This is a genomic window from Paenibacillus lacisediminis (assembly GCF_046567315.2).
Window position 1 is genome coordinate 203,957 of sequence record NZ_JBKIAX020000009.1, and the last position, 26,131, is coordinate 230,087.

The following is a 26,131-nucleotide window of genomic DNA, read 5'->3' on the forward strand; positions in this document are numbered from 1 at the left end:
TACAGCCAAAAAGAGCGGTTGTTAACCCGCTCTTCCCAGACCGTTCTTATCCGCTTCGTGCTTAGAACCTGGTTTTACGTTTCATTCCGGGAACGTCAATTCATCATAAAGCTCGGATACGTTCTCCCACTCATCGTCGTTGTCGATGGTAATGAGCTCCAAAGATCCGCCCGCCGCTTCCACGATTTTAAAAATCTCCGGTTCATCGTCCCGGCCGGCTTGTTCCGGCAGCAGGACAGCGTAGGCCGCCCCGGCCACGTCAAACTCCCGTTCGACCTTGTAGTAGGCCGCTTTGCCGGACTCATCCTCCAGTTCCACAACCGGGCCGTAGGCGTCGCGCACGCGCGAAGTCCAAACGACTTGATCCGCCGTGTACTCAGTCATGATCATCTTCTCCGTCGAACTCGTCGATCAGCGTGTTGAACGTCTCTTCCACGATCTCCCATTCTTCGTCGCTTTCAATCGTGTACAGCTTCAGATCATCGCCGTCTTCCTCGTAACGGAATGCGTATACCTCTTCGCCCTCTTCATCCTCGTTTTGATCGGAATCCAGAGGAACGACCATCATATACTTATTGTCGGAACCGTCAACTTCGAATTTCATAATCACTTCGAATTCTTCTTCATTTCCCTCTTCATCGGGAATATAAATAATTTCCGGCTCTTCTTCATTACCGATACGATCTTTAGACATGAGCGGGTCCTCCTCACAATTTACTCTTAGAGTCTAAATAATTTTGTAAAATCAAACTGGCGGCCATTTTGTCCACGACCCCTTTGCGTTTCTTTCTGCTGACGTCCGCCTCGAGCAGCGTCCGCTGCGCCGAGACGGTCGTTAGCCGCTCATCCCAAAGATGAACGGGCAGATTCAGCCTGCTCCGCAGGTCGTCGGCAAAAGCCTTGCATATTTCTCCACGGGGACCGATCGAGCCGTTCATGTTCTTGGGAAGCCCAACTACGATCTCTTCCACTTCATGCTGCTGCGCCAGCTCCGCGATCCGGTCGAATTCTCCGCCTTCCTTGCGGCGTTCGATCACTTCCACGCCTTGGGCGGTCCAACCGAACGCATCGCTGACGGCCACCCCGATCCGGCGGTCCCCGTAATCCAGACCCATAATTCTCATGCGTTGCTCCTTTAAAATACGTGTTCAAAAAAGTCGGCTTTTCAACACCGAAGCGTATGCTTCCGAAGTGCGTTTTTCAAAACGCTTTAGGTCGGATGAAGCTAGGACTGAGCAGCGGAGCTGAACGTTTTCGGAGAAAATGGCTTGGCCCGGCTGAATTCAAGATTCGACGCCGAATCCCCTTCTTGTCCTGCTTCGTGATCAAAAGTCGGCTTTTTGAACTTTAACGGTGGCCGGCCATGTAGTACCGAACCAACTCTTCAATTAATTCATCGCGCTCTTTCTTGCGCACCAAGCTTCGCGCGTTGTTATGCCGCGGTATATACGCAGGATCCCCCGACAGCAAGTAACCGACGATCTGGTTGACCGGGTTGTATTCTTTCTCCTGCAGGGCTTCGTATACCGTTAATAGAATTTCCTTGGCTGACGCCTCCTGCTCATCGCCCTTGACGTTAAACTTGACGGTTTTATCCATGGAGTCCATGATGACACCTCGCTTCTTCAGACATCCCTATATGATCGCAGCCGGCTTCCTCTTAGCCTAATCATACTATACCATATCATGGGTTCCTTAAGGAAATTTTCGGCAGTCCCCGTCAAATTTTTATCGCCGGTTTCAGCCTTGAGATGCGATCAGTTGCTCAGCCAGCTTCAAGGCTTCGTCCAGCTTGCCGGCATCCTTCCCTCCGGCTTGGGCCATGTCCGGCCGGCCGCCGCCGCCGCCGCCGCAAACCGCCGCAATTTCCTTGACAAGCTTACCGGCGTGAAGTCCGCGTTCTACAGCATCCTTCGGCACGGCTACGACAAAATTCACCTTGTCCTCCATTGGCGCGCCCAGCACGAGCACGGCATCGGGGAGCTTGGCCTTCAGCTCGTCGGCCAGACCGCGCAGCGCCTCCATGCTGCCGGCTTGCACCTTGGCAGCGAGCAGGCGGGTATCGCCTACGCTGACAACTTTGCTGGTCAGTTCACCGGCTTCGATGGCGCTGAGTTTGCTCTGCAGCGACTCGTTTTCCCGGCTTAGCTCCTTCAATTGTTGATACAGACCCTCGATCCGTTTCGGCACGTCGCTTACGTTCGCTTTAAGCAGGCCGGCCGCTTGATTCAGCAGGTCCAGCTGGCCATCCAGGAACAAGTAAGCGCCGCGTCCGGTCACCGCCTCGATCCGGCGCACGCCGGAACCGATGCCGCTTTCGCTGACGATCTTGAACAGGCCGATTTCGGCCGAGTTGTTCACGTGGCAGCCGCCGCACAGCTCCAGGCTGTAGTCGCCGACCTTCACAACGCGGACGATGTCGCCGTATTTCTCGCCGAACAGCGCCATGGCGCCCATCGCTTTCGCTTCGTCGATCGGTTTGAGCAGCGTGCTGACCGGCAACGCCTTCCAGATCTGCTCGTTGACGCGACGTTCGATTTCAGTCAACTCCTCCGGCGAAATGCTGCCGAGATGGGAGAAGTCAAAACGCAGACGCTGCGGCTCGACGAGCGAGCCCGCTTGGTTGACGTGTTCGCCCAGCGTTTCCTTCAAAGCTTTGTGGAGCAGGTGGGTGGCCGTATGGTTTTTGACCGTATGGGCCCGCTGCTCCTTGTCGACCGCCGCAGTTACGCTCATGCCGACCCGCAGCTCGCCGGATTCCACCGTCACCTGATGCACATGCTGGCCGTGCGGCGCTTTGAACAAGCCATCCACTTTGGCGTTGCCCGACTCGCCGCGGATGATCCCCTGGTCGCTCACCTGGCCGCCGCTTTCCGCGTAAAAAGGCGTAACTTCCAAAATGATCTGCCCCGTCTTGCCGGAGGCGAGCGTGTCGACGAACGTTTCGTCCGCGATAATTGCCACGATAGTGGTGTTTACTTCAAGCTCATTATATCCAACGAACTCTGTTTTAGTCGTAAAATCCGCCAACACGCCGCCCTGTACCTTCATGCTGCCGCTATCGTGCCGGGCCGACCGGGCGCGCTCTCGCTGCTCCTCCATTGCGGCTTCAAAACCTTCACGATCGACGCCAAGGCCTTGCTCCGCCGCAAAGTCTTCGGTCAAATCAAGCGGGAAGCCGTAGGTATCGTACAGTTTAAACGCATCCGCCCCGCCGATGAACGTGCGGCCGGCCGCTTTCGCATCGGCGCTGATTTCGGCCAAAATTGCCAGTCCTTCGCTGAGCGTTTCGTGAAAGCGCTCCTCTTCGGCATGAACGACTTTCTCGATAAACTCCCGTTTCGTCACGATGTCCGGATAATAGCTGCCCATAATTTCCCCGACAGTTTCCACCAGGCCAAACATGAACGGTTTGTCCATCCCGATCAGCTTGCCGTAGCGCACGGCCCGGCGCAGCAAGCGGCGGATGACGTAACCGCGCCCTTCATTGGACGGCAGCACGCCGTCGGCCACGGCGAAAGCGACTGTACGGATGTGGTCGGCGATCACTTTGAGCGCAACGTCGCTGTCTTCGGCTGCCTTGTATTGGATTCCAGCCATTGCCGCCGTCTTGGCGATAATCGGCTGGAACAGATCGGTGTCGAAGTTGGAGTCCACGTTTTGCAAAATGGAAGCAAACCGTTCCAACCCTGCGCCGGTATCGATGTTTTTGTTGGGCAGCGGCGTGTAGCTGCCGTCTTTGTTATGGTTGAATTGCGAGAACACCAGGTTCCAGACTTCCAGAAAACGTTCGTTCTCGCCCCCCGGATACATTTCCGGATCGGACAGAGCGCCGTAAGCGTCCCCGCGGTCGTAGAAAATTTCGGTACACGGTCCGCAAGGACCTTCGCCGATATCCCAGAAGTTGTCTTCCAGCTTGACGATCCGCTCCGCCGGGATGCCAATCTTCTCGTTCCACAGCTTGTACGCTTCTTCATCTTCGGGATAGACAGTTACCGATAAGCGCTCCGGATCGAAGCCGATCCACTGGGGACCGGTCAGAAATTCCCAGGCCCAGGTAATCGCTTCTTCCTTGAAATAGTCGCCAATGGAGAAGTTGCCCAGCATCTCAAAAAACGTATGGTGCCGCCGCGTTTTGCCGACGTTTTCGATATCATTCGTACGGATGCATTTTTGCGAGTTGGCCAGACGCGGATTTTCCGGCTTCACCCGGCCGTCAAAATACGGCTTCAGCGGCGCCATACCAGCGTTGATCCACAGCAGCGACGGGTCGTTATGCGGAACGAGCGAGGCGCTCGGTTCGATTTTGTGGCCTTTGCCGGCGAAAAACTCCAGCCATTTGGAACGGATTTCACTTGCTTTCATAGTTTTTAACCTCCTAGAGTTCATATACAAATAAAGTGCGGCGCCCTTAATTGAATCCCCGCGATCACCGGCAAAAATAACGGCATTGGGGGACGTTATTTTGGGGACTTGGCCTGTTTTACCGAAGATAGCGGTAATTTTAGGCGTTATTCCGTCAGCACCTTAAGGAAACGTGCCCATTTGCTGCTCCCGCCCGAAAATAACGCCAAAAAAGTCCTCTATTTACGGCTTGACCGGGGAATCCGCGAGATAAGGCCTATTTTTTCCGCTATTCAGCACCGGCTCGTAACTCCTCGCGGAACAACAAAAAAACGCCCCTGAAATTCAGGGACGATTAAATCGCGGTACCACCCTGGTTATCGCTTCCGCCGCCGTCCGAAGACCGGCACACCGTATAGCGATCGCCTCATTGGTCCGGTAACGGGGACCTCGCCGGTGAATTTGGACTCACACTCCGAAATCAGCTTTCCGTCCGCGCGATATTTCGGGTTCTCTCAGCCGACGCTTTTTCAAGGGGGCGTTAACGCCCGGCCTGAAGCGAAGGAACCCTTCTCTGATAAATCCGCGATTCGAACGTACTCCATTTCATCAACGTTTTCATCTTATTTCAAACATATTATTTTTAGTATATAAGGCGAAAAACGCGCTGTCAATGCACCTTTACACTGGATGGCACCGATGCGCTAACACTGGGCGGTATTGTGGGGAATCCGGCCAACTCCCCTCCGGCACCGGAATCCCTTCACATCGCCTTGCGCCGTACATAGTAGCTGAAAAAATGCTGAATGATCACCTTCACCACGGCGAACAGCGGCACGGCCAAAATCAGCCCCGGAACCCCGGCGATCTCCCCGCCGACCAGCAGCGCGAAAATGATCAGCATCGGGTGCAAATGCAAACTGCGGCCGACCACCTGCGGCGAAATGACGTTGCTTTCGATCGTTTGGCAAAGCATGTTGACGAGCAGCACGAACAGCACCATTTTCCAGGAAATCGTGGAAGCCATGACAAGCGCCGGGGCGGCGCCGAGAAAAGGCCCCAGATAAGGAATGATATTACAGACGGCGACAACCCCGGCGAGCAGCAGAGCAAACGGCATCCCGATCAACATGTACCCGATGTAAGCCAGCACGCCGATAATGACGCAAACGAGCAACTGCCCCCGAATGTAATTGCCGAGTGCCTGGTCGATTTCCCTCAGCAGCGTGATAAGCGATTTGCGGCGCGAACGCGGAAGATATCGCAGCACGAGCCGTTCGATCAGCTCAATGTCCTTCAGCATGTAGAAAATGAGAAAAGGGATGATAAACGCGTTAAAAACGACCCCGATCGTAGCCCCGATATTGTCCAGGAAACGGGAAATCGCACTCGCCAGCCTGTTCTCGAACTGAAAAAACCAGTTGTTCATCCCCATGCGGACGCTGCCCGGCAGAAGGCCATTATCCCAGTTGCTCATCATCTGCTGCGTATGAATGGTCAATTCCGGCAAATGCTCCCCCAGCTCTTCCAGCTGCTCCACGAACATCGGGATGACGTTCATCAAAATGACCGAAAGCGCGGTCAGAAACACCGCATAGATCAGCAGCACCGCGATCGTTCGCGGCACTTTGCGCCCGCCGAGCATGCGAACGACCGGATTTAGGACGTAGGAGATGATGATGGCGATCACGAACGGGGCAAGCACCGCTTTGAGAAAACCGTAGACCAGCGCAAACATCGGGCGAAGCAGCCAAATGAAGTACAAAATCAGCAGCCCGAGCAGCAGCCAAACCCCATAGCGGAATGCCTTGCTGTTGAAGATCGGATTCATGCGCGATTCCTCCTTGGAAAGCGGATTGGCTACAGTTCATTATTTGCCAGCGGAGGGAAAAATAATCGTATGTGCTTTGGGTTCTGGCTAATCCAGGCTAATCCAAGGCTATGCTAACTATGCCATCTATGGCCAACTATGCCAAATCCAGCGAGATGCAAAAGTGCAGTCCGTTTCGCCCAAATGGCTCCGACTTCTACGTTGGACGTTACTCTAACGGACACCAGCGACCTTAACCGCCCATTTCCCGGGTATTTCCCAGCCTAACGGACACAGGCGACCCTATTTCGCTCTAAACCCGTTCATCCAGGACGTTTTGAGGTAAATAACGTCATCTGTGTCCGTTACATTTTGCAAACCCCCGTTTTCCCTCAAATAACGGCTCTGGTGTCCCTTAGCCCCCAGGCCCCTCTTCTCCTCCCCTCTCCACCTGCGCTTCGCCCTCTACTATGCCCATGCCCGAAAATTTTATAAATTCTAAGAGGTTAAGAAAGACCGCCGGAGGAATTTGTTCCGGCGGTCCCTTTAGCCTCATCAATTAGCGAGCCTTACTCAGCTCCTCGTAATGGCGCAGCGCGGCTTGAACAATCGGGTGGTCCGCTCCAAGCCCCGTGTACTTCGCAAGGGTGCTCTCCGGCCCGGCCCCCCGCAGATGAGCCTGAAGCTCCTCTACTTCCACGTCGTCCGCCGCGGTGAAGAACAACGCCGCCGCCATTGTCCGCGCCAGGTATTCATACCCGAGCCCGCGCTCATTAGCTTGCGTCGCCGGGGAGACGAGCCGGTCGCCGGGGGACAGCTTGCGGATCGGCGAGCGGCCGACGCGCGACACTTCATCGGTCAGCGCCGGATTGGCAAAGCGCTGAAGCGTCGTGTCTATGTAGGCCTGATGCTCCGCTTCCTTGAAGCCGTGCTTGGCTATAAGCACCGCTCCCGACTCGGCCAGCACAGAACGGACATGTCCGTCTACTTTTTCATCTTTCATCGCTTCCTGTATAGTAGCGTAACCTTGCAATTGGCCGATGTAGGCCGCGGAGCAGTGCCCTGTGTTAACGGTAAACAGCTTTCGTTCGATATACGGCTCCAGCCGGTCCACATAATGCACGCCCTCGACTTTATGGAAGCCTGCGAACATTTGCGATTGATCCACCGCCCATTCGTAAAAAGGCTCCACGACGACCTGAAGCGGATCTTCGTGCTGCTGCAGCGGAACGATCCGGTCCACCGCCGCGTCCGGAAATGCGACCGTTTGATCCGCCCAGCGGCGCATCTCTTCATCGAGCAGCGCATACACGTGCTCCTTCAACTGGGAGCTGCCGCCAATGGCGTTTTCGCAGGCGATGACGTGAAGCTTCGCCTCAGGTTTGCCCTGTTTGCGCAGCTTGAGGCCTTCGGCAATCGTTCCGGCGATATGCTTCAGGATCGAAACGCCCACCGCCGTCGTCACCAGATCCGATTCCGCGATCGCCCGCGCCGCTTGCTCCGGCTCGCTCATGCTGTTCAGGGCGGTGACGCCCGTAACACTCAGCGTCTCGCGTTGTTCGCTGGCGAGGATGACGGGGTATTCCCCGCGCCGTTTCAATTCGGAAACGACGCGGTCATTTACGTCAACAAAGCAAACCTCGTAACCCGAACGGGACAACAGCAGCCCGATAAATCCTCTTCCGATATTGCCTGCGCCAAAATGGACTGCCTTCATCATTACATGCCCCCTTCGAGGATATCGGCAATTTCTTCTTCGGTTGCGGCGTTCATGATGCGTTCCAAGTTCGATTCTTCGGTGAAGATCATGGCCACGTTGGTCAGCACCTCCATATGGTCGCCGCCGGCCGCGGCGATGCCGATCACGATAAACGCCGGCTCATCGCCGCCGAAATCGACGCCTTCCGGAAAACGGACGACCGACAGCCCTGTGGAGAAAATCAGGTTTTTCGCTTCCTTTGTCCCGTGCGGGATGGCCAAGCCGCCGCCCATGTAAGTAGAAACGATCTCTTCGCGCTCCAGCATTTTATCGACGTATTCCGGGGCGACATGGCCGGCGTCAACCAGCAGCTTGCCGGCCATGCGGATGGCTTCGTATTTGTCTTTGGCCTTACCGTTCAGGATAATTTTTTCTTTAGACAGCATTTTCATATTTATTTTCTCTCCTTTTCCACTAATATCCTACCAATTCCTATCAATAGTTCTCAACATACTGCAACAGTTCCGCCGCCAAAAAATCGCGGATATCCGCGCGCTCCCCGGTTTCGAGCAGCTCGATCAACTCCGGCTTGAGCAGCAGGGCGCTGATTTCGCTAAGCACCTCCAGGGTTTCCCTAGGCAGCTCCCGCGGGGCCAGCATAAACAGGATGGCGCTTATTCGGGTATCTCCGTCCAGCACCACGGGCTCCGCCATCCGGAACAAAGCCAGCGAACGATAGTTCACAAACCGTGTACGGGTATGGAATAACGCGAGCGAGGTGCCGGGAATGACTTGACTGGCCATTTTTTCGCGTTCCAGCAGGCGGTCGGCGACGGCGTCAATATCGGACATCGCGCTGATGTTTTCCGGCAGCTCCCGGAATGCTCCGGTTCCGGGAGAGACGGCGGCGCTCTCCGGAAAAGTAGCGTTTATCTCTTTGAGTGCCGCCAAAACCGTCTCGCGCAGGGAATAACCCGCGTTATCCATTTCTCCCACCACGAACTGATTCAGCAAAAGGATGATTTCATCCAGCATGGAGCTTAGGCTGCGCAGCCGGTCGTACGCCCTCGTTTTGGCCGGATCTTTGTGCGGAGCATTTTTCCTCGTTTTGAGCGTCGTATTTTGCACAAAGTGGAGCAGCCGGTCGCTGTCCTCGTCCGTCAGCAAAGGACTGAGCCTAACGTACCGATCGGACGGAAGCGGCAGATCAATCGTGGAGATGATCAAATCGTAATCTTCCTCCGGCAGGCGTTTGGCTTCATACCAGGACACGTTCCCCATCACTTCGATCTGCGGCATTTCCTTGGCCAGCCGCGTAGCCAGCAGCTTGGAAGAGCTGAGCCCGCTGGAGCAGACAAGAATGGCCCGGACGTTTCGGCCCAGCTGATTCAGGCGTTCTACCGACGCGCCGAAGTGCATGACCAGAAAACCGATTTCTTCGTCGGGCACCTCCAAGCTCGCGCCGCTTTCGTTCATCGCTTCCCGCACGATGTAGAACAAATCCTCGTAATCTTTGCGGATTGCGCCGAGCAGCGGGTTGCGGATTCTTGCCCCTTCGCGGATCCGTTTGAACGCCGGGCCCATATGCTCGAGCAAGCCGCTGCGGAGCAGACGGTCCTCCTGAAACGGGATGCCGGTCCGCTTCACCACATTGTCCGTCAGCCGGGACACGATGTCCACCAGCTCCATGTCCGCCTGTACCAATTCCGGCGAAGCATCCTTGGCCTGATGGAACAGGCGGCACATATATCGGGCCTCTTCCGGCGGAAACCACAGCTCCAGCTTCTCGCCCAACAGTGCGGCAAAACGTTCCGTTTCGCCTTCTCCCGGCTGTTCATCGCTTCCTCCCAGGGACGACATTCCCTGATCTGCACCGGACACGCGCCGTCCCGCCCTAATGCGGTTTACGGTTACGGCCAGGTTGATCAGCAGCTGTGTGTAGGCCTTTTCGGACAAGTGCTCGGTCCAGTCCCAGTTCATTTGCCACAGCGTATTTTCCACGGTCATCAGATGCTGCGAACCCGCCGCGTCCAACAAGTGAACAATGGCCGCCGACCACCTTCGTTCGGATGAACCGCCGATCAGATCGGAGTAGTCCAAATGATCGGAAGCTAATTGGCAAATAGCGGCCCTTTTGCCAATCTCCCCTCCAACGATTTCCACCCCGTACCCTCTCCGGCGAACCAGTTCCTGCCCGAAGCGGCGAATCCACGGCTCGACCTCATCGAGATCGCTGCTTACGGTAGCCGCTGTCACTTTCAAATCATGAGCCAGCGTAAACAGCTTGCATGGCTCATGTTCATCCAGCAGACGGCAGATCAGCATAATCTTCCGCTCTTCTCCGGAGTAATCGCCGGGGCTGCCCTCGAGCAGCAGCCGGCGCGCTTCCTTCAGGCGTTCCTGTTCGTCTTCACCCGGGGTATCGCTCCAAACGGAAATGCCCGTGCCGGATTTGCGGTACAGCATCAGGCCGAAATAGGCGAGGCTTTTCTCGATTTCGTCCATTTCCCGGTGCACCGTCCTGACGCTTACCCCGATATCGGCAGCGATCTCGGCGGCGGTCATGCCCGTTTTCCGCCCGAGCAGAAGCAAAAAAATCTGCTTTTGCCGGGCGGTCATTTTCCTCACTAGAACTCCCCCCCTCAGAAAAACAGACACAAAACACCGGCGGATCGAACCGCCAGTGTTTTGCCCTAGTATCGTCCCCGCGAGCTTAGTCTTTCAGCCGTTCAACCAGCTCGTCGTATTTCGGACTCTTCAGGAAATTGTCGATGGAGATATGCTCCGCGTTCGGCCGGTTCGCCTTTGCGCGCTCCGTGAGCGTTTTTTGCGTAATGACGATATCCGCATCTTCCGGAATCTCGCTGACCGCCGAATTGACGACCGTCACCTTAACCCCGGCATCCTGCATTTTTTTGCGCAGCACCGAAGCGCCCATGGCGCTCGAGCCCATGCCGGCGTCGCAGGCGAATACGATTTTGTCGACCGTATCCTTGCGAACGCTTGTAACCGCTTCAGCCGCCGCTTGCGTATTCATGCCGGCGGATTTCATCTCTTTCATTTTTGCCGAAGCTTCTTCCAAATCCAGTTCTTCATCGTTTTGCTTACCCGTTTTAAGCAGCAAAGACGCAACCAGGAAGGAGACAACCGCAGCTACGATGACACCGCTGAACATCGGCAGGAATCCGCCTTTCGGCGTCATCATAATGTAAGTGAGAATACTGCCTGGAGAAGGCGCCCCGGAAAGAGCGGCACCGGTCAACTGGAACGTAAACGTACCGGCTACGCCGCCGGCAATCGCGGCAAGAATCAGCACCGGCTTCATCAGGATGTACGGGAAGTAAATCTCATGAATCCCGCCGAAGAAGTGGATGACGACCGCACCCGGAGCGGATTGCTTCGCCGAACCGCGTCCAACCAGCCAGTAGGCCAGCAGGATACCAAGGCCCGGGCCGGGGTTCGATTCCAGCATGAACAACATGGATTTACCTACCCGCGCGACTTCTTCAGCCGCGAGCGGGGTAATAACACCGTGGTTGATGGCATTGTTCAGGAATAACACCTTGCCGGGTTCGATAATGATATTGACCAGCGGCAGCAATTTGGCATCCACCAGGAAGTTCACCCCGGAAGACAACACCTTGCTGATCGCTTGAACGAACGGGCCTACGCCGGAGTAAGCTCCCAACGCCATCGCGCCGCCAAAAATGCCGATCGAGAAGTTGTTGACCAGCATTTCGAAACCGGAACCGATTTTGCCTTCAATCGCTTTATCGAACTGTTTGATCAACCAAGCCGACAAAGGACCTACGATCATCGCGCCAAGGAACATCGGAATGTCGCTGCCGACGATAACCCCCATCGTCACGATGGCGCCGGTGACGGCCCCGCGTTTGCCGTGGATCATTTGCCCGCCGGTGTAGCCGATCAGCAGCGGCAGCAAATATTTGATCATCGGGTCGACCAGTTTGGCCAAATATTCGTTTGGAATCCAACCGGTCGGAATAAACAAGGCGGTAATCAAGCCCCAGGCGATAAAAGCGCCGATGTTCGGCATGACCATGCCGCTAAGCGCACGGCCGAACTGCTGCACCTTCACCCGGGCTCCGCCGGTTCCCTTTGGTTGTGTTTTGGTTTGTGCTATAGCCATAAAGAGAAACCTCCTTCAAAAATTGTGCGGACCACCACAAACTTTATCATTTACCGTGTTCCTAATCTCATCCTAATTCAAAGCGCTTTCTTTCTCAATGAAATCAAAACACGGTTTCGTCATGATCATTGTTGACAATTTTATAGGAGCAGAAAAAAAGCCGTCCCTCTATTCCGATATAATAGATGGACAGCTTTCAGCATTTCCGCAGGCGGAAGCGAATATATATCTTTTAAGAAGAAGCTTGGATCTGCGGGAATTCCTGCACGATTTCCTCGCCGAAAAACAAGTCATCCAGGGAACTCAGCGTCCCGTCCTCCTCCACTTGATAAACCGACATCTTATCGCCGTTTACCGTCAGCTCGATAAAGCATCCCCAGCAGTAAAACTGATGGGAACCGATTTTGCCGATATCCTTGGAATTGCAATTTGGACATTTCATCATTGACCGACCACCTACCGTTCGTAAAAATTCATGGCTTTTCAAGCAACTGCTCGCTGCTTCGGGGCACCATGATCGCATTTTCCCCTCGGGTCATTTCCGGGACAAAGGGGAGCATTTTCCGCCCTTCCATCAGATCGGTGAAAAACCCGTCGCTTATTTCAATTCCAGTAATTGTGTTGCCCAATTCGTGTTCAAAATAAACATCCGTGACGTATCCGATCCGAATCCCGTCCTCCGTAAGTACGGACAGATCCTTCAATTTGCCGGGTCCGGACAAAAACGTATTTTGTATATGCTCGGCTTCCCATTTGCAGACAGCCTGTTGATTGCGTATCATCACAGCATCTTCGCCGTAAGCGGCGATATCGTCCCAGAGCACCACCTTAACGCTGGAATGAAACAGAGATCTGTTCTCCAGCTGAATGCCCGTGATCGACCAATCGCCCCCCAGCAAGACATCAAGGACTTTCCCGACCCGCTTGCCTTGTTCCACATCAAAGACAGCCAAGCCGATCATCTCCTGCATTCTCATGAATCGACGACACTCCCTGCTGGCATTTCCCTTGATTACTTAGCCGAACTCAACCTCCCTTCGCAAAAGCTGGACAACCCCTGTTACGAGTGCCCATGATTTCTTTTACGAAGACGTTCCAAAATGGTTGCAATTTTTTCAGCGGTCTGCACAACTTCTTCTTTAGTATTACCCCATCCGAAGCTAAAACGAATCGCCGAACGCAAAAATGCCTCAGATACATGCATCGCCTCAAGCACATGCGACGGTTCCAGCGACCCTGAGGTGCAGGCCGATCCGCTTGAAGCGGCGATCCCTTCCATATCCAGGTTCATCAGCATCGTCTCCGAATCACACTCGGGAAAACTGATATTGACGATATGCGGCAAATGCTCCGTAGGATGGCCGTTGACGTGGAATCGTTCGCGCGTAATGCGCTCCTCCAGCGCGTTTAGCAATTCCCGGCGCAGCTTGGCCTCATGGGCGGTCCGCTCCTCCCGCTGCGACGCTACCAGTTCCACCGCCTTGGCGAAGCCGGCGACCCCCGCCATGTTTTCCGTACCCGCGCGGCGTTTTCTTTCCTGAACTCCGCCATGTAGAATCGGCTCAATCACCAGGTCCTTCCGCACATACAAAGCCCCGACTCCTTGCGGACCATTGATTTTGTGGGAGGAGAAACTCATCAGATCGACCGGAAGCTCGCTTACGGAAAGCGGAATCGAACCAAGCGCTTGCACGGCGTCGACGTGAAACACGATCCCCTGCTTCCTGGCGACTTGTCCGATCTCCTCAATCGGCTGAATCGTCCCAACCTCGTTATTGCCGTACATCACGCTGATCAGGATCGTATCCGGCCGAATCGCCTCCCGCACCTGCTCCGGATGCACCTGGCCGTACCGGTCGGCCGGCAAATACGTTACCTCGAAGCCGCCCTTTTCCAAACGCTCGCAGGCATGCAGGACGGCGTGATGCTCAATGGCCGTCGTAATGATGTGGCGCCCTCTATCTTTAAGGGCAGCCGCCGTACCGAACAGCGCCAGGTTGTCGCTTTCCGTGCCGCCGCTCGTAAACACCAGCTCATCCGGACGGCAGCCGATGCGCGAGGAGATCGCATCCCGCGCCCCGTTGACGAGCCGCTTGGCGGCGCGGCCGTAAAAATGCACGCTCGAGGCGTTGCCGAACTGCTCCCGCATCACGTTCAGCATTGTTTCCGCAACCAGCGGATGGACCGGAGTGGATGCGGCATGGTCCAGGTATATTTTCATGAATATCACCTTATCCGGTATACTTTTAATCATGCATATTATATATTTATTCCAGAAAAATTCGCAATCAAACCGTTATTTCTTAAGTCAACGTGAGACTTTCTCAGGCTGCCCGGACAAGCCGTAGAAAAACAATTCCATCCACCCGTCCATATTCCTGATTTCGCCTTCCTCGCGGGAAGCCGCCGCCCAATATCGCCCCAGCTCATTTCGGTACATCGTAAAGTAGAGCATGGCCGTCTCATCCGTCCGGTCTTTATGAATATATCCTTCTTGCTTTCCCAGCGCAACAAATTTCATAAAAAAGTCCATTACTTTCTGCTCGCTATACCTTTCCATCATCTGTACCAATCCGCCCAATTCGGAAGAGGAAGCTTTCAAAAGTTCATCCGAGATGGCCGTTAAATTTTTGGCTTCCAGCAGCATGATTTCCCTAGTTTTCTCCGGAAACGAAAGCTCTGAATCAAGAATAAGCTCATATTGTTCGAGCTGCTTATCCATCCAATTTACTAACATATCGGCATAAAGCCGCTCTTTGGTCCCAAAGTAGTTATAGATGGTGGCGGGAGAAACCTTGGCCTTTTGAGCGATTTCGTTCACGCTGACCTTCTGGAATCCGTGTTTGGAAAATAACTGAAATGAAACTTCGAAGATCTGCTGGATTTTTTTCTGCTTCCGCCGTTCAAAACCGTTCATTTGCTTCACCTCACAAGTAGTTTATCCCATGTTTTAGAGTAATTCAACGTTATCAGTACAAATCTATTGAAAAATGCACTCAGCACAAATATAATAAATTTTGTAGTATATGAGTCTATATACTACAAAACTATAAATCATAAGGAGTGTATGGTAATGAAACAAATCAGGATCCCTTCATTTTTGCATGATGTTTTTGGCGAGACACAGCGGATCGGGTCCATTCTGGCCATCTTGCTGTTTGGTGCCCTGCTGACCACGGCGTTATATTTGCGGTTCCCCGAACTCACGGACAATTTGCCAATCTGGCGCAGCGCCATCGCATTGTTATTGATCTTCGATATTTTCTCCGGCTGCGTGGCCAATTTTACGGCTTCCACCAGCAACTTTTACGCGGCGCGGAAAATAAATCGCATCGTATTCATCGCCATCCATTTTCATATTGTAGTTGTCGCCCTTTTATTAAATACGGATATTGGGTACTCGATAGGGGTATGGGCATATACGATCACAGGGGCATTTATCGTCAATGCTCTGATCGGCAAACCTTCGCAGCTCTTTACCGCAGGATTGCTCTTGTCCATCGGCCTGGGCTGTATCCCTCTGCTGCCGAATATGCAGCCGTACATGTTGATCACGAGCTTATTATTTATGCTCAAGGTACTGTTCAGCTTCTCGGTGGATCATTACGGCAAATCATTAATCGGCACGGGTAAACGGGCATGAGTACTTCATCCAAAATATCCAGGCTGACTAAATCGGACAAAGCCCGATTTGTATCCGTCATGAGCGAGGCGTTTGCGCGGGACCCCTTATTCCTGCATTTATTCGGTGATACTCGGCAGGGCGGAAAAGCCGCAACCAGTCTGACCGCCTTTGTTTCCTTTATGTTCGATAAAAGCTTTTTGCTCCATGAAGAGGTATGGGGCTATTTTGAAAATGGAGAATTGCTGGGGACTTACGTCGTGGAGAAGCCCAATGCAAGCAAATCTCAGAATACGAAAGGATACTTATTGCTGGCAGGGAGGTTGATCCCTTTGCTTCTTCAAATGTCCGGGGCAACTTTAAATCTGCTGAATTCCTATATGAAAGTCACCAGATCCGCGGTTCCCCCGTTGGCTCATCACTACCTGATTATGATTGGGGTAAACCCGGAGGATCAGGGCAAGGGAATCGGCGGAACACTGCTGAAACATCTGCTTAATACGGTAGATAATGACGGCAAGTCTTTTGGAATCGCGCTGGATACGGAGAAAAAAGAAAATGTAGATTTGTACCGGAAATTCGGATTTTCTTTCAGCCAAGAAACACAAATCGGCCATTTGCCCGTTTACTGCATGTTTTATCGAAAACCTCCCCTTTAAATGAAATGGGCACGATTCAACATATTTCCTTCCTTTAACCGTAAATTTATAGCATAATAATTATAACGTTATAATGATAAAACAGACGGGTAAAGGGGGGAGGTTATTCGTGCCCAAAACAGCAAACCATTCAAAGCCGATGTTCGGCATCCCGGCCAGGTGGAATCATTTCACATCCAAACTTCTGCTTAAATACACGGTATCCTATATTTTAATGTTCCTTATCCCGCTGTCGCTGGTCACGGCACTGGTTTATGAAAGCGCAGTCAGAAGCCTGCGTACAGAGATCGAGCAAGCCAATGTGAATCAGTTGAACCAGGTCAAAACGACGATCGACGAGCGGATGGCCGAGCTGCAGGAAATCGCCAGTAAAATTTCGTACGACGAGCACTTGACGCCTTATATGGTGCGTCACCCTTTGTACAGCGCCGACGCGATCCGCACGTTGGCCAGCTATAAAGCGAACAGCAGCATCCTGGAGGATCTTTTTTTATATTTTCACCATGACTCGATCATTTACTCCTCCACGGGCCTAACCTACGTCAACGTGGTGTTCGAACGCATGTACAAGTTTGAAAACTGGACAAGCGAGCAGCTGGTGCGCGATTTAAACGAGTTGAAGCATCCGGTGATGCGGCCCGCAGAGAAGGTCAGCGTCTATTCCCGCAGCGACCCCATGCTGACCTTTTTGGTGCCGATTAAACCCAACGATCAATACCCTTACGGCACGGTGGTTTATTTAATGAAAGAATCCAAGTTGACCGGGGTGATGGATTCCATATTAAGCGACTTTTCGGGCAGCAGCTACATCTTCGACCAGAAAGGCAACGCCTTGACGGTCAACAATCACGGCGCAAGTCCGCAGGCCGAAGACCTGAAGGTGTTACCTACCCTGGAACCGGGCATTCACAGCCTTTCTTTTGACGGTGAGCAGTATTCCGTTGTTGTCGTCAAGTCTGAAGCTAATGGATGGCTTTATGTAACGACTATGCCCAGCTATCAGTTTTTCAGCCGCGTTGCCCATATTAAGGAACTCGTCTTTTTAATCTTCTGCATCGCCGTACTAACCGGGATCATTGCGGCCATGCTGCTGGCTAAACGCCAGTATCACCCGATCAAGGACTTGCTGGAGTTTGCCAAAATCAAAAACAAGCCTGCGGACAACCTCAAATCCCGAAACGAATGGGATTGGATCAAACAAACCATTCACGATTACAGTGCCAGAATCGATATGCAGCAGCCTTATGTACGGAATCAGTGCCTGCTGTTACTGCTGAAATACGGCAAACCCGACGATCCGGAAATCGAACGGATGATCGATGATGCGGGGTTGATGCTTCCGCAAGGCCAAGGCTTTTATTTTTCCGTGATTTTGGCATGGGACGAGACGGCCGAGGCGGAGAAAAACTGGAAGGAACAGCAGCACTTGCAGGAAATGCTTAGCGAATTCGAATTTTCTGAGCTGGGGACTCATGTTTACGGGATGGAATTTTCTGCGGCCGAGCAGTTTGCACTGATCGTATCGCTCTCCGCCAACAGCCGGAAGGAGGCGCAAAGCCGCATCTTGTCTATCATTGAAGCGATTAAAGTATTGGTGATCGAAAACTCCCGGCTTGTCCCTTATTTCGGGGTTGGAACGTTATACGATGATCCGGCGAATCTCAACCAGTCATTCATCGAAGCATCAGCCGCCTTGGAATACCGCATGATCGGCAGCAACGGACGAGTCACCTATTTTGGACAGATCGCGGAGCTATCTGTCCCTTCGGCGGAAACGTTCTGGATTTCGCGCAAGACGATACTGAAGCTCGAGCACGGGCTGAAACAAGGCAATGAGCTGGTCGCTAGGCAGATGATCGCTGCGATCATCAATGAACTGAAGGATGAATCCCTATCGGTCTCCCTGCTCCGCTGCATCTGTTTCGACCTGTTGAACTCACTGCTTCGCACAGCTTCCGAGTTAGGGATGAACGAAGTGTTCCTAAATATAGCGAGCTTTACTTCTTTCGAATCTTTGGAGGAGCTTGAGGCTAAACTATGTTCCCTCGCTTCCCGGATCTGCCTGCAGGTAGAGCGCAATGCGGAAAACGGGCAGCATTCCCTGATGGACGACATCGTGGCCTATGTGAACCAGCAGTTCGCCGATTACACGCTCAGCCTGGAGCACGTTGCCTTGAGATATTCGATTTCTACATCTTATCTGAGCCGATGCTTCAAAGAAAAAACGGGCTACAACTTCTCGCAGTATATTTGGCAATGCCGTATGAAGGAAGTGATCCGGCTGCTCGTAAACACCGACGCCCCGCTGAAAGAGATCATCGAGCAGGTCGGCTACCTGGATGCGCCAAACTTTATCCGCAAGTTTAAAAAAGAAACCGGATATACCCCGGGGCAATACCGCAAGCTGCACGCGGCCAAACCGCAAGCTGTTAAGCTGGAAGCCGTCAAGCCGCAAACTGTCAAGCCGCCCATGCCCGAGCCGTCCGCGCCCGAAGCGCTCGAGGGTCCGTAACGGGCGCGAAGGGTCAATATGCCCGGATTCGGCGATGCGTTGAGCCGGGCCGAAGCGGCGCCTGGACTCGGCATTGGCCTGCATTTTAACTTGACGTACGGCCGGCCGGTTTCTAGTCCCAAGGACGTTCCCTCGCTGGTGGGAGAAAACGGCGGATTTCATGGCGTAAATTACCCCGGCGGCAGGGACTCTCGCGACGTGAAAACGGAGCTTGCCGCACAGTGGAGGCGATTTACGGAATCCGGTCTCCGGCCAACGCATTTGGATTCGCATCACTTGCTTCATCAAACCGATCCGGCGATATATAAGGTCATGGCGGAAAAAGCTTGCCGGGAAAACGTTCCCCTGCGGAGGTCGCAAATCGATCATCGGTTGCGGGGGCTGCCTTCTCCGCGCATGACCGATGCGATCCTGCTGGATTCGTATGGAGAACAAGATGGGAAGGTTCGCTTGATCAAGTATCTATGCTCGCTTCGTCCCGGATTTACGGAAATCGCCTGCCATCCCGGGCACGTGGATGAAACTTTGCGCCGGATTTCCGATTGGACGGATATCCGCGAACGGGAGCTCTCCGTATTTATCGATCTGAAGATTCCGGAAGTTTTAAGTCATTTGAATATCCTTCCCGTGAATTATCATACACTGCCGTGCAAGTCCTCAAAATGTTAAAAACGAAGGCAGCCTGCCTGCGAAAATACGAAGCAGCGCCCCGGGCCGGTATGATCATAAGCCGGGCCGGGGCGCTGCTTTATTTATCGGCTTATTCCGCTTGCTTCAGGATGTAATCGACGAGTTCATCCACCGGTACCGTGGCCAACGCGATCGCCGTGTCGGTCACCCCGTAGTAGATGTAGAGCAGGTCGTCCTTCACCACGTTCCCCGTCGGGAAAATCACGTTCGGAATCTGGTAGCCGAATTTTTCGTAATACGTCTCCGGTTCCATGATGAAATTTTTCGTGCGGGCGATGATTTTTTCCGGATTATCCAGATCAAGCAGCATCGCGCCGACCCGGTACACAATCTCGTCGTCCACCCCGTGGTACAACACCAGCCAGCCGCGATCGGTGCGCACCGGAGGCGTTGATCCCCCGATTTTGCGCGACTCCCAGGCCGGGTTTTCGGCCTTCGCCAGCAGCTTCGGCTCTTCCCAATGGATCAGATCGTCCGAATAGGTGATCCACATCGCTGCTTTTTCCGTGCCGTAGGCTTCGCCCACATATTCCTCCGGCCGGCGCAACAGCACGTATTTGCCGTTTATTTTCTCCGGGAACAAAATGTTGTCGCGGTCGTTAATGTCGAGCGGCGTCGTGTCGGCCACAAACTCCCAGTCGATCAGGTTTTTGGAGGCGAGGATCGACGAGCGCGTCAGCCAATGCCCCTCCTGTTCGCCCCAGCCGTCCGGATACTCGGGAATCGAGCGCTCCGGCACGCCCCGGCCGGTCGGATAGTAGCTCATCGCGCACGGACGCAGCGCATAGTTCATATAAAACGTATCGTCGATTTTGACGATCCTAGGATCCTGCACGCTGCCGTAAGGGAACCCGAGCATGTCCGGAGTGACAATCGGCTCTTCCTTCACGTGGGTGAAATGCACGCCGTCCTCGCTTTCCAGGAGTCCCAGGAAGTTTTTACACGGGGTCAGCGATCCCGCCGTCCGCTCGATCATATAAAATTTGCCGTTATTGATAATCACTGCCGGGTTGAATACCGTTACTTTTCTCCATTCGTATCCGCCGGGGACCACAATCGGGTTTTCCGGATGCCTTGTAATTTTCATCTATCGCGCCTCCCGCTATCAACTTGATCTAACCTAATTTTTATCGTTTTGACTTCGAATGGCTTAAAAATAAGCCGAAGTGTTCCGTTTTCCGCGTGAAGCTCCCCGCATTCGTCTTCAAGCAGATTGGCCGCAAAAAAGCGGGCCCGCTCCGGCAATCCGCCGATCACGGCCTCGGCCCTGCCGCCGGACGATTCATACAGCCGCAACACGCTGCCGCTTCCGTCCTCGGCCGCCTTGACCGTCTCCAGGATTACGTGGCCGCTGCGGAAATCCAGCCAGCTCTGCTGCTGCGGATAAGCTGCTTGTCCACCGTCCGCAGGGGCCGCAACCGGCCGCAACGGAGCGTTCAGCGCGGCCGCTTCGCGGACGACCTGCGCTGCCCGCCAGTCGCCGGCATGGGGATACAACGAGTAGGTGAACTCATGCTCCCCGCGGTCCGCATGGCGATCCGGCCAGCTTGGAGCCCGCAGCAGCGATAGGCGCAGCACATTGCCGTGAATGTCATAGCCGTATTTGCAGTCGTTCAGCAGACTAACCCCATACCCGTGCTCCGACAAATCGGCGAAACGATGGCCGCAGACTTCGTATTGAGCCTGATCCCAACTCGTATTTCGATGGGTGGGCCGCTCCAGCGCGCCGAACGGAATCTCATAGGTCGCTTTGCCGGCCAAAACGTCCACCGGAAAAGCTACCTTCAACAGCTTATGGTCTTCCTGCCATAACACCTTCGTTTGGAAATCGACGCGGCGTCCGCGCTTGGGCAGCAGTACTTCTTGCTCGATGACGGAACGCCCGTACTCCCACCGGAACCGCAAAATATCGAGCACGCGGCCCCGGAGAACGGCTTCGCGCCGGGTTAGCAGTGGGCTGCCCGCCGGCTGCCGCTCGTAACGCGGGTCCAGGTCCCAAGCGTCCCAAAGCGGAGGCCTGTCGTGAAAAAGCTGTAGCTGGTTGCCTTTTTGCCCCTCTGCTAGCAGCTCCCTTCCGTTGTCTTTGTCATACCAGTGCACGATTTCGCCCTGATCGTTAAACCGCAGCAGGTAATGCGCGCTCTCCCAAACCTCGGGGAAATCACCGGAAACAGACGAACCGGCCAACGCCGGGTCGGACACCTCTTCCGCCGCAAATCCCTGCACTTCACGCAGCCATATCGCTTTGCAGCCGAACGCCGGTATCGCCGGCACTCGAACGGCCAGCGTCGCTTTCCCCCGCTCCGGATCGGAGAGCCAGGCATCGCTTTCCAGCGGCTCCGGCCCGTCAAATGCCCGCAGTCCAAGCAAACTCCGGTCCCCTTCCAACAGGACAATGCCGCCCTGCTCCCAGCTTAAACAGTTGAATACCAGGTACGGCCGGCCTTCCGCGGGCGAATCGGCCTCCACATGCCCGGCGTCTTCCCCCAGCGCCTGTTGCTCTTGTAACTGCGCTTGCTCCGCCAGCGCTTGCAGCGAAGCGTCCAGCGACTGCCGGCCCAAGCGGAATACCTGCTCGTAGTGTTCGCGCGAGGTTTCGTACACTTCGGGAATCGAACTGCCGGGAACGATGTCGTGGAACTGGTTCAGCAGCAGAAGCTCCCAGCCCTCCCGCAGGGCGTCCGTCTCGCGTTTAGCCCCATGCCAAGCCGCTAATTCGCCCCAAATCTCCGCTTCCCGGTACAGCGCCTCCGCCTTCCGGTTGCAGCGCTTGTTGTACGCCTGCGTCGTATAGGTCCCGCGATGCAGCTCCAGGTATAAATCGCCGTGCCATGCCGGCAATTCGGGACGACGCTCCGCCAGCTTCGCGAAAAAAGACTCCGCGGTGGAATACCGGCCGGCCGGAAGCCCGGCCATCAGCTTGGCGCGCTCGGCATACTCCAGCATCTCGTGGGTCACGCCCCCGCCGCCATCGCCGTGGCCGTAAAGCAGCATCAATTCGCCGTGCCGGTCCTTTTCCTCAAACGCCTGCCAATGCTCCCCGATGTCCTTGGGGCTGGTGGATTCGTTCACGCCGTGATTCTGGTAAGCAATCACGGACGTGCCATCGATGCCGACCCATTCGAACAAGGTGTACGGAAATTTATTCGTATCGTTCCAGCCGAGCTTCGTCGTTAGAAAATACTCGACGCCCGCCTGCTTCAGCAGCTGAGGCAAGGACGCGCAATAGCCGAACGTGTCGGGCAGCCATTCGACCGCCGTCCGCTTGCCGAATTCCCGCTCGTAAAATTGCTGCCCGTACAAAATCTGCCGGGCAAGCGATTCCCCGTTCGGAATGTTCAGGTCCGGTTCGACCCACATGCTCCCGACCAGTTCCCAGCGTCCTTCCCGCACTCTCTCCTTAATGCGGGCGAACAGTTCGGGATAATGCTGTTTGATGAAGGCGTAAAGCTGCGGCTGGCTTTGAGAATAACGGAATTCGGGATACCGCTCCATCAGCGTGAGTACGGTGGAAAACGTGCGTCCCGCTTTTCTGACCGTCTCCTTCAACGGCCACAACCAGGCCAGGTCGATATGCGATTGGCCGACCAGATGAATAAACCCGTCCCGAAACCCGGGCGAAGCTTCAGCCGCCGCCAGGTTCATTAGCCGTTTTTCCACGACGGTCACCCGGCCACCATCCGCCAGCGCCATTTCATCCCCCTGCTCCAGGTCGTCCATCGCCTGCTCCAATGCCCTAATTAGCCGGATATGCCGCATATCCTGGGGCGGCAGCAACCGCGCCGTCTCGAAAATCATCTTTACGGTATGCAGCAAGGCATACACCGGCCGGTCGATCCATACCAGGGATAAGGTAACACCGGTCACCGAGGGACGAATAACGGCTTGGCAGTTCAGCGGATCCTTGGGTTCGGGGAGGGGATCGTACAGCTCGATGTCGATCCGCAGCCGCTGTCCGGGGGATATGGCCGGCAAAGGCACGAAACCGTGGTTGCGGTCCAGCCCGTGATAAGGAGCCCCGTCCAGGCGCACCAGCCCTTCGCCGCCGCCCTCGTAGACCAGGCCGGCATCTTCTCCCTCCCAGCCTTGCGGAAGGGCGAATTCGCCGCTCAGAAAATACGTCGTCCCGTATCCGCCGTCCAGCACTTCGGTAGCGCAAAGCTCAGCGGGTTCCGGTCCATGCTCGTACACACTCGGCGCTAAATAGCGCGAGCGGCGGATCGACCACTCCCGCAGAGGCTGCCGCCCCCTCCACTGGCGTTTGCCGAGAACCGCGATAAACCGCTCGATCCGCTTCATGACGCTTCACGCTCCGTCTTGACCGTCAAACCGGCCGTCAAATACTCCGCGGAATTCGGCCCGACCATCACGCTAAACTCGCCGTCCTCCACGATACGGGAAAGATCCATGCCGACGAACTCCAACTGCCCCCGCCCGACGTTAAAGACTACGGTCTGGGTTTCCCCGGGCGCCAAGGCTATTTTTTGGAAGCCCTTCAGCATTTTCTCCGGTCTTGTTACCGACGCTGCCAGGTCGGATATGTACAGTTGGACGACCTCCATACCGGCCGAATTTCCCGCGTTAATGACATCCACATAAACCCGGGCTTGCCCGTCCGGACCGATAACCGCCGGTTCCACCCGGAGATTGCCGTATTCAAACTTCGTATAGCTAAGTCCGAACCCAAACGGATATTCGGCCTTGAAATCGGTCTCCAGGTACCGTTTGCCTCTCGTTCTCCGATGATAGTAATAAACCGGCAGCTGGCCGACCTGCTTCGGCACGCTGACCGTGAGGCGGCCGGACGGATTCACGTCGCCAAACAGCACGTCGGCGATGGCATGGCCGCCCTCCTGGCCGGGATACCAAGCTTCCAGGATGGCGTCGGCATGCTCCGAGATCCACGGCTCGACGATCGGGCGCCCGTTGATGTACACGATGATCAGCGGTTTTCCGAGCTTGCGAAGCTCCTGGATCAGCGGAAGCTGGGCGCCGAGCAAATTCAGCGTGGCACGGTCGATCCCTTCCCCGCACTCCATTTCGCTCCAGGCATGGTCCGTCACGACCGACGCGCCGGTCAGCAAATCGATCGTGCCTTCGCCGAAATCTCTGGCGCTGGACCCGCCCACCGCCACAACGATGGCATCAGCCTCGGCAGCGCATTCCAGGGCGCGCGGAAATCCTGCGCGGGAATCGTCGCGGATGCGGCAGCCCGGCGCGTACAGCACGCGCTCCCCTTCGTCGCCGAGCGCGCTGCGGATGCCGTCCAGCACGGTGACGATCCGGCCCGGCGGCTGCGGGGAGGTGTAGTCGCCAAGCTGATTGTAGGCCGCGTTGGCATTTGGCCCGATCACCGCAAGCTTGCGGATATCTTTGCGCAGCGGCAGCGTGCCGCGCTCGTTCTTAAGCAGCACGATGCCTTCCCCGGCGATTTGGCGGGCCAGTTCCCGGTGCGCGGCGCTGCCGATGACTTCGCCTGCGCGCGCCGGATCTCCGTACGGGCGTTCAAACAGCCCTAATTCGAACTTCAGTTTCAGCACCCGCAGCACCGCCTTGTCCAGCTCCGCTTCGGACAACCATCCCGCAGCCAAAGCCGCGCGCAGATGCTCCCGGAACATGTCGCCGGACATCTCCATATCGATGCCGGCCCGGATCGCCTGGGCAACGGCGTCTTCGCCGCTTTCGGCCGTGTTGTGTCCGTTCACCAGCATGCCGAGCGCCCCGCAATCGGTGATCACAAAGCCGTCAAACCCCCACTCGTCCCGCAAAAGGTCTTGAAGCAGGTATCGGCTGGTTGTGCAAGGAACCCCGTCAATCTCGTTATAGGCTGTCATCACCGAGCGGGCTCCGGCCGCCACCGCCTTGCGGAACGGCAGCAAATCCACCTCATGCAGCTCCCTCAGTCCCATATGGACGGCCTGGGCGTTGCGCCCGCCTTCGCTGCTGCCGTAAGCGGCGAAATGCTTCGGCGTGGCCAGCAGGCTGTCGGGAGCGTCCAACCGTTCGCCCTGCAGCCCTTCGATCGCAGCCGCGCCCAGTTCGGCCACCAAGTACGGATCTTCGCCGTAGCATTCCTCCGTCCGCCCCCAGCGCGGGTCGCGGACGACGTCAAGCACGGGCGAATAAGTGGCTGCCGCTCCCTGGCTGCGCGTTTCCGCCGCCACCGCCCGGCACATGCTCCGGTAAAGCGCGGGGTTCCACGTGCTGCCGATTGCGAGCGGGACCGGGAAGACGGTCGCGCCGATCGACATATGTCCGTGCGAGCACTCCTCGCCGAACAGAATCGGGATGCCGAGCCGGCTGTGCTCGAGGGCATATCTCTGCACCTTGCCCAGGGCTTCAGCGCCCTCCTCGGGAGACAGTCCGGTCGCCAGCGTCATCCCTGTCCACGGATCGGCGCGCAGCATCCCGTAAAGCGATCCGACTCCGCCCCGGGCGAGATGCTCCTTGAAGGAATCGGTGAGTCCGATCGTACCGTCCGCGGTTTTCTCAAAGCATTTCCAGCCGAAGGGCTGCACCAGCTGGCCGATTTTTTCATCCAATGTCATGCGTCCGAGGAGATCGTCCGCTCTCCTTCCGGCAGACAGAAGTTTGTTTTTGTAATCCATCTCTCGCACCTTTCTCCGCTAAATTCGTAAGCAGACT

General features: G+C 55.3%; 21 protein-coding genes. 4 read left to right on the top strand and 17 right to left on the bottom strand.

Annotated elements, in window-relative coordinates:
• Positions 1–81: 81 nt before the first annotated feature.
• The 14 genes from ACLD72_RS18595 to ACLD72_RS18660 form a co-directional block, all read right to left on the bottom strand.
• Positions 82–384, bottom strand: a complete 303-nt coding sequence (locus ACLD72_RS18595; protein ID WP_251592663.1) for a DUF1292 domain-containing protein — start codon at positions 382–384, stop codon at positions 82–84.
• Complete coding sequence (locus tag ACLD72_RS18600; RefSeq protein WP_251592665.1) at positions 377–694, bottom strand: DUF1292 domain-containing protein; 318 nt, start codon at positions 692–694, stop codon at positions 377–379. The genes ACLD72_RS18595 and ACLD72_RS18600 overlap by 8 nt, the downstream gene beginning before the upstream one ends.
• 13 nt (positions 695–707) lie before the next feature.
• Entirely contained in the window at positions 708–1,124 is a 417-nt protein-coding gene (ruvX, locus tag ACLD72_RS18605; protein WP_411001601.1) for a Holliday junction resolvase RuvX, read from the bottom strand.
• 223 nt (positions 1,125–1,347) lie between these two features.
• Complete coding sequence (locus ACLD72_RS18610; protein ID WP_036620680.1) at positions 1,348–1,608, bottom strand: IreB family regulatory phosphoprotein; 261 nt, start codon at positions 1,606–1,608, stop codon at positions 1,348–1,350.
• Positions 1,609–1,740: 132 nt separating this feature from the next.
• Entirely contained in the window at positions 1,741–4,365 is a 2,625-nt protein-coding gene (gene alaS, locus ACLD72_RS18615) for an alanine--tRNA ligase (protein ID WP_411001600.1), read from the bottom strand.
• A gap of 742 nt (positions 4,366–5,107) precedes the next feature.
• The gene (locus ACLD72_RS18620) at positions 5,108–6,175 is read right to left on the bottom strand and encodes an AI-2E family transporter (protein WP_411001599.1); all 1,068 of its coding nucleotides are present in this window, start codon (positions 6,173–6,175) and stop codon (positions 5,108–5,110) included.
• A gap of 538 nt (positions 6,176–6,713) precedes the next feature.
• Complete coding sequence (locus tag ACLD72_RS18625) at positions 6,714–7,871, bottom strand: mannitol-1-phosphate 5-dehydrogenase (protein WP_411001632.1); 1,158 nt, start codon at positions 7,869–7,871, stop codon at positions 6,714–6,716.
• A gap of 2 nt (positions 7,872–7,873) precedes the next feature.
• Complete coding sequence (locus ACLD72_RS18630; protein WP_240752015.1) at positions 7,874–8,305, bottom strand: PTS sugar transporter subunit IIA; 432 nt, start codon at positions 8,303–8,305, stop codon at positions 7,874–7,876.
• Between the two features lie 43 nt (positions 8,306–8,348).
• Complete coding sequence (locus ACLD72_RS18635; RefSeq protein WP_411001631.1) at positions 8,349–10,472, bottom strand: BglG family transcription antiterminator; 2,124 nt, start codon at positions 10,470–10,472, stop codon at positions 8,349–8,351.
• A gap of 94 nt (positions 10,473–10,566) precedes the next feature.
• Positions 10,567–12,003, bottom strand: a complete 1,437-nt coding sequence (locus ACLD72_RS18640; RefSeq protein ID WP_411001598.1) for a PTS mannitol transporter subunit IICB — start codon at positions 12,001–12,003, stop codon at positions 10,567–10,569.
• 232 nt (positions 12,004–12,235) lie between these two features.
• Positions 12,236–12,445: a hypothetical protein gene (locus ACLD72_RS18645; RefSeq protein WP_082208025.1), complete on the bottom strand. Its 210-nt coding sequence runs from the start codon at positions 12,443–12,445 to the stop codon at positions 12,236–12,238.
• A gap of 31 nt (positions 12,446–12,476) precedes the next feature.
• Positions 12,477–12,980, bottom strand: a complete 504-nt coding sequence (locus ACLD72_RS18650) for a PRC-barrel domain-containing protein (protein WP_411001597.1) — start codon at positions 12,978–12,980, stop codon at positions 12,477–12,479.
• A gap of 83 nt (positions 12,981–13,063) precedes the next feature.
• Positions 13,064–14,224 carry a cysteine desulfurase family protein gene (locus ACLD72_RS18655; protein WP_411001596.1) on the bottom strand — a complete coding sequence of 387 codons (1,161 nt, stop codon included), beginning with the start codon at positions 14,222–14,224 and terminating at the stop codon, positions 13,064–13,066.
• Between the two features lie 87 nt (positions 14,225–14,311).
• On the bottom strand, positions 14,312–14,920 hold the full coding sequence (locus ACLD72_RS18660; protein ID WP_411001595.1) for a TetR/AcrR family transcriptional regulator: 609 nt from the start codon (positions 14,918–14,920) through the stop codon (positions 14,312–14,314).
• A 156-nt stretch (positions 14,921–15,076) separates the two neighbouring features.
• Between ACLD72_RS18660 and ACLD72_RS18665 the strand changes: the two genes are divergently transcribed.
• The 4 genes from ACLD72_RS18665 (at position 15,077) to ACLD72_RS18680 (ending at position 19,465) form a co-directional block, all read left to right on the top strand.
• Complete coding sequence (locus tag ACLD72_RS18665; protein ID WP_411001594.1) at positions 15,077–15,646, top strand: hypothetical protein; 570 nt, start codon at positions 15,077–15,079, stop codon at positions 15,644–15,646.
• A complete protein-coding gene (locus tag ACLD72_RS18670) occupies positions 15,643–16,284 on the top strand; it encodes a GNAT family N-acetyltransferase (protein WP_411001593.1) in 642 nt (213 codons plus the stop codon). Before ACLD72_RS18665 ends, ACLD72_RS18670 begins: the two co-directional genes overlap by 4 nt.
• Positions 16,285–16,393: 109 nt before the next feature.
• Positions 16,394–18,796 carry an AraC family transcriptional regulator gene (locus ACLD72_RS18675; RefSeq protein ID WP_411001592.1) on the top strand — a complete coding sequence of 801 codons (2,403 nt, stop codon included), beginning with the start codon at positions 16,394–16,396 and terminating at the stop codon, positions 18,794–18,796.
• An 18-nt stretch (positions 18,797–18,814) separates the two neighbouring features.
• The gene (locus tag ACLD72_RS18680) at positions 18,815–19,465 is read left to right on the top strand and encodes a carbohydrate deacetylase (RefSeq protein ID WP_411001591.1); all 651 of its coding nucleotides are present in this window, start codon (positions 18,815–18,817) and stop codon (positions 19,463–19,465) included.
• Between the two features lie 91 nt (positions 19,466–19,556).
• Here the strand turns inward: ACLD72_RS18680 and ACLD72_RS18685 are convergent, their stop codons facing one another.
• From ACLD72_RS18685 to ACLD72_RS18695, 3 genes are read right to left on the bottom strand one after another with little or no spacing between them, the layout of a single operon-like run.
• The gene (locus ACLD72_RS18685; RefSeq protein WP_411001590.1) at positions 19,557–20,573 is read right to left on the bottom strand and encodes a glycoside hydrolase family 130 protein; all 1,017 of its coding nucleotides are present in this window, start codon (positions 20,571–20,573) and stop codon (positions 19,557–19,559) included.
• Positions 20,570–23,785 carry an alpha-mannosidase gene (locus tag ACLD72_RS18690; RefSeq protein ID WP_411001589.1) on the bottom strand — a complete coding sequence of 1,072 codons (3,216 nt, stop codon included), beginning with the start codon at positions 23,783–23,785 and terminating at the stop codon, positions 20,570–20,572. Before ACLD72_RS18690 ends, ACLD72_RS18685 begins: the two co-directional genes overlap by 4 nt.
• Entirely contained in the window at positions 23,782–26,094 is a 2,313-nt protein-coding gene (locus ACLD72_RS18695) for a glycoside hydrolase family 3 N-terminal domain-containing protein (RefSeq protein ID WP_411001588.1), read from the bottom strand. Before ACLD72_RS18695 ends, ACLD72_RS18690 begins: the two co-directional genes overlap by 4 nt.
• Positions 26,095–26,131 lie beyond the last annotated feature (37 nt).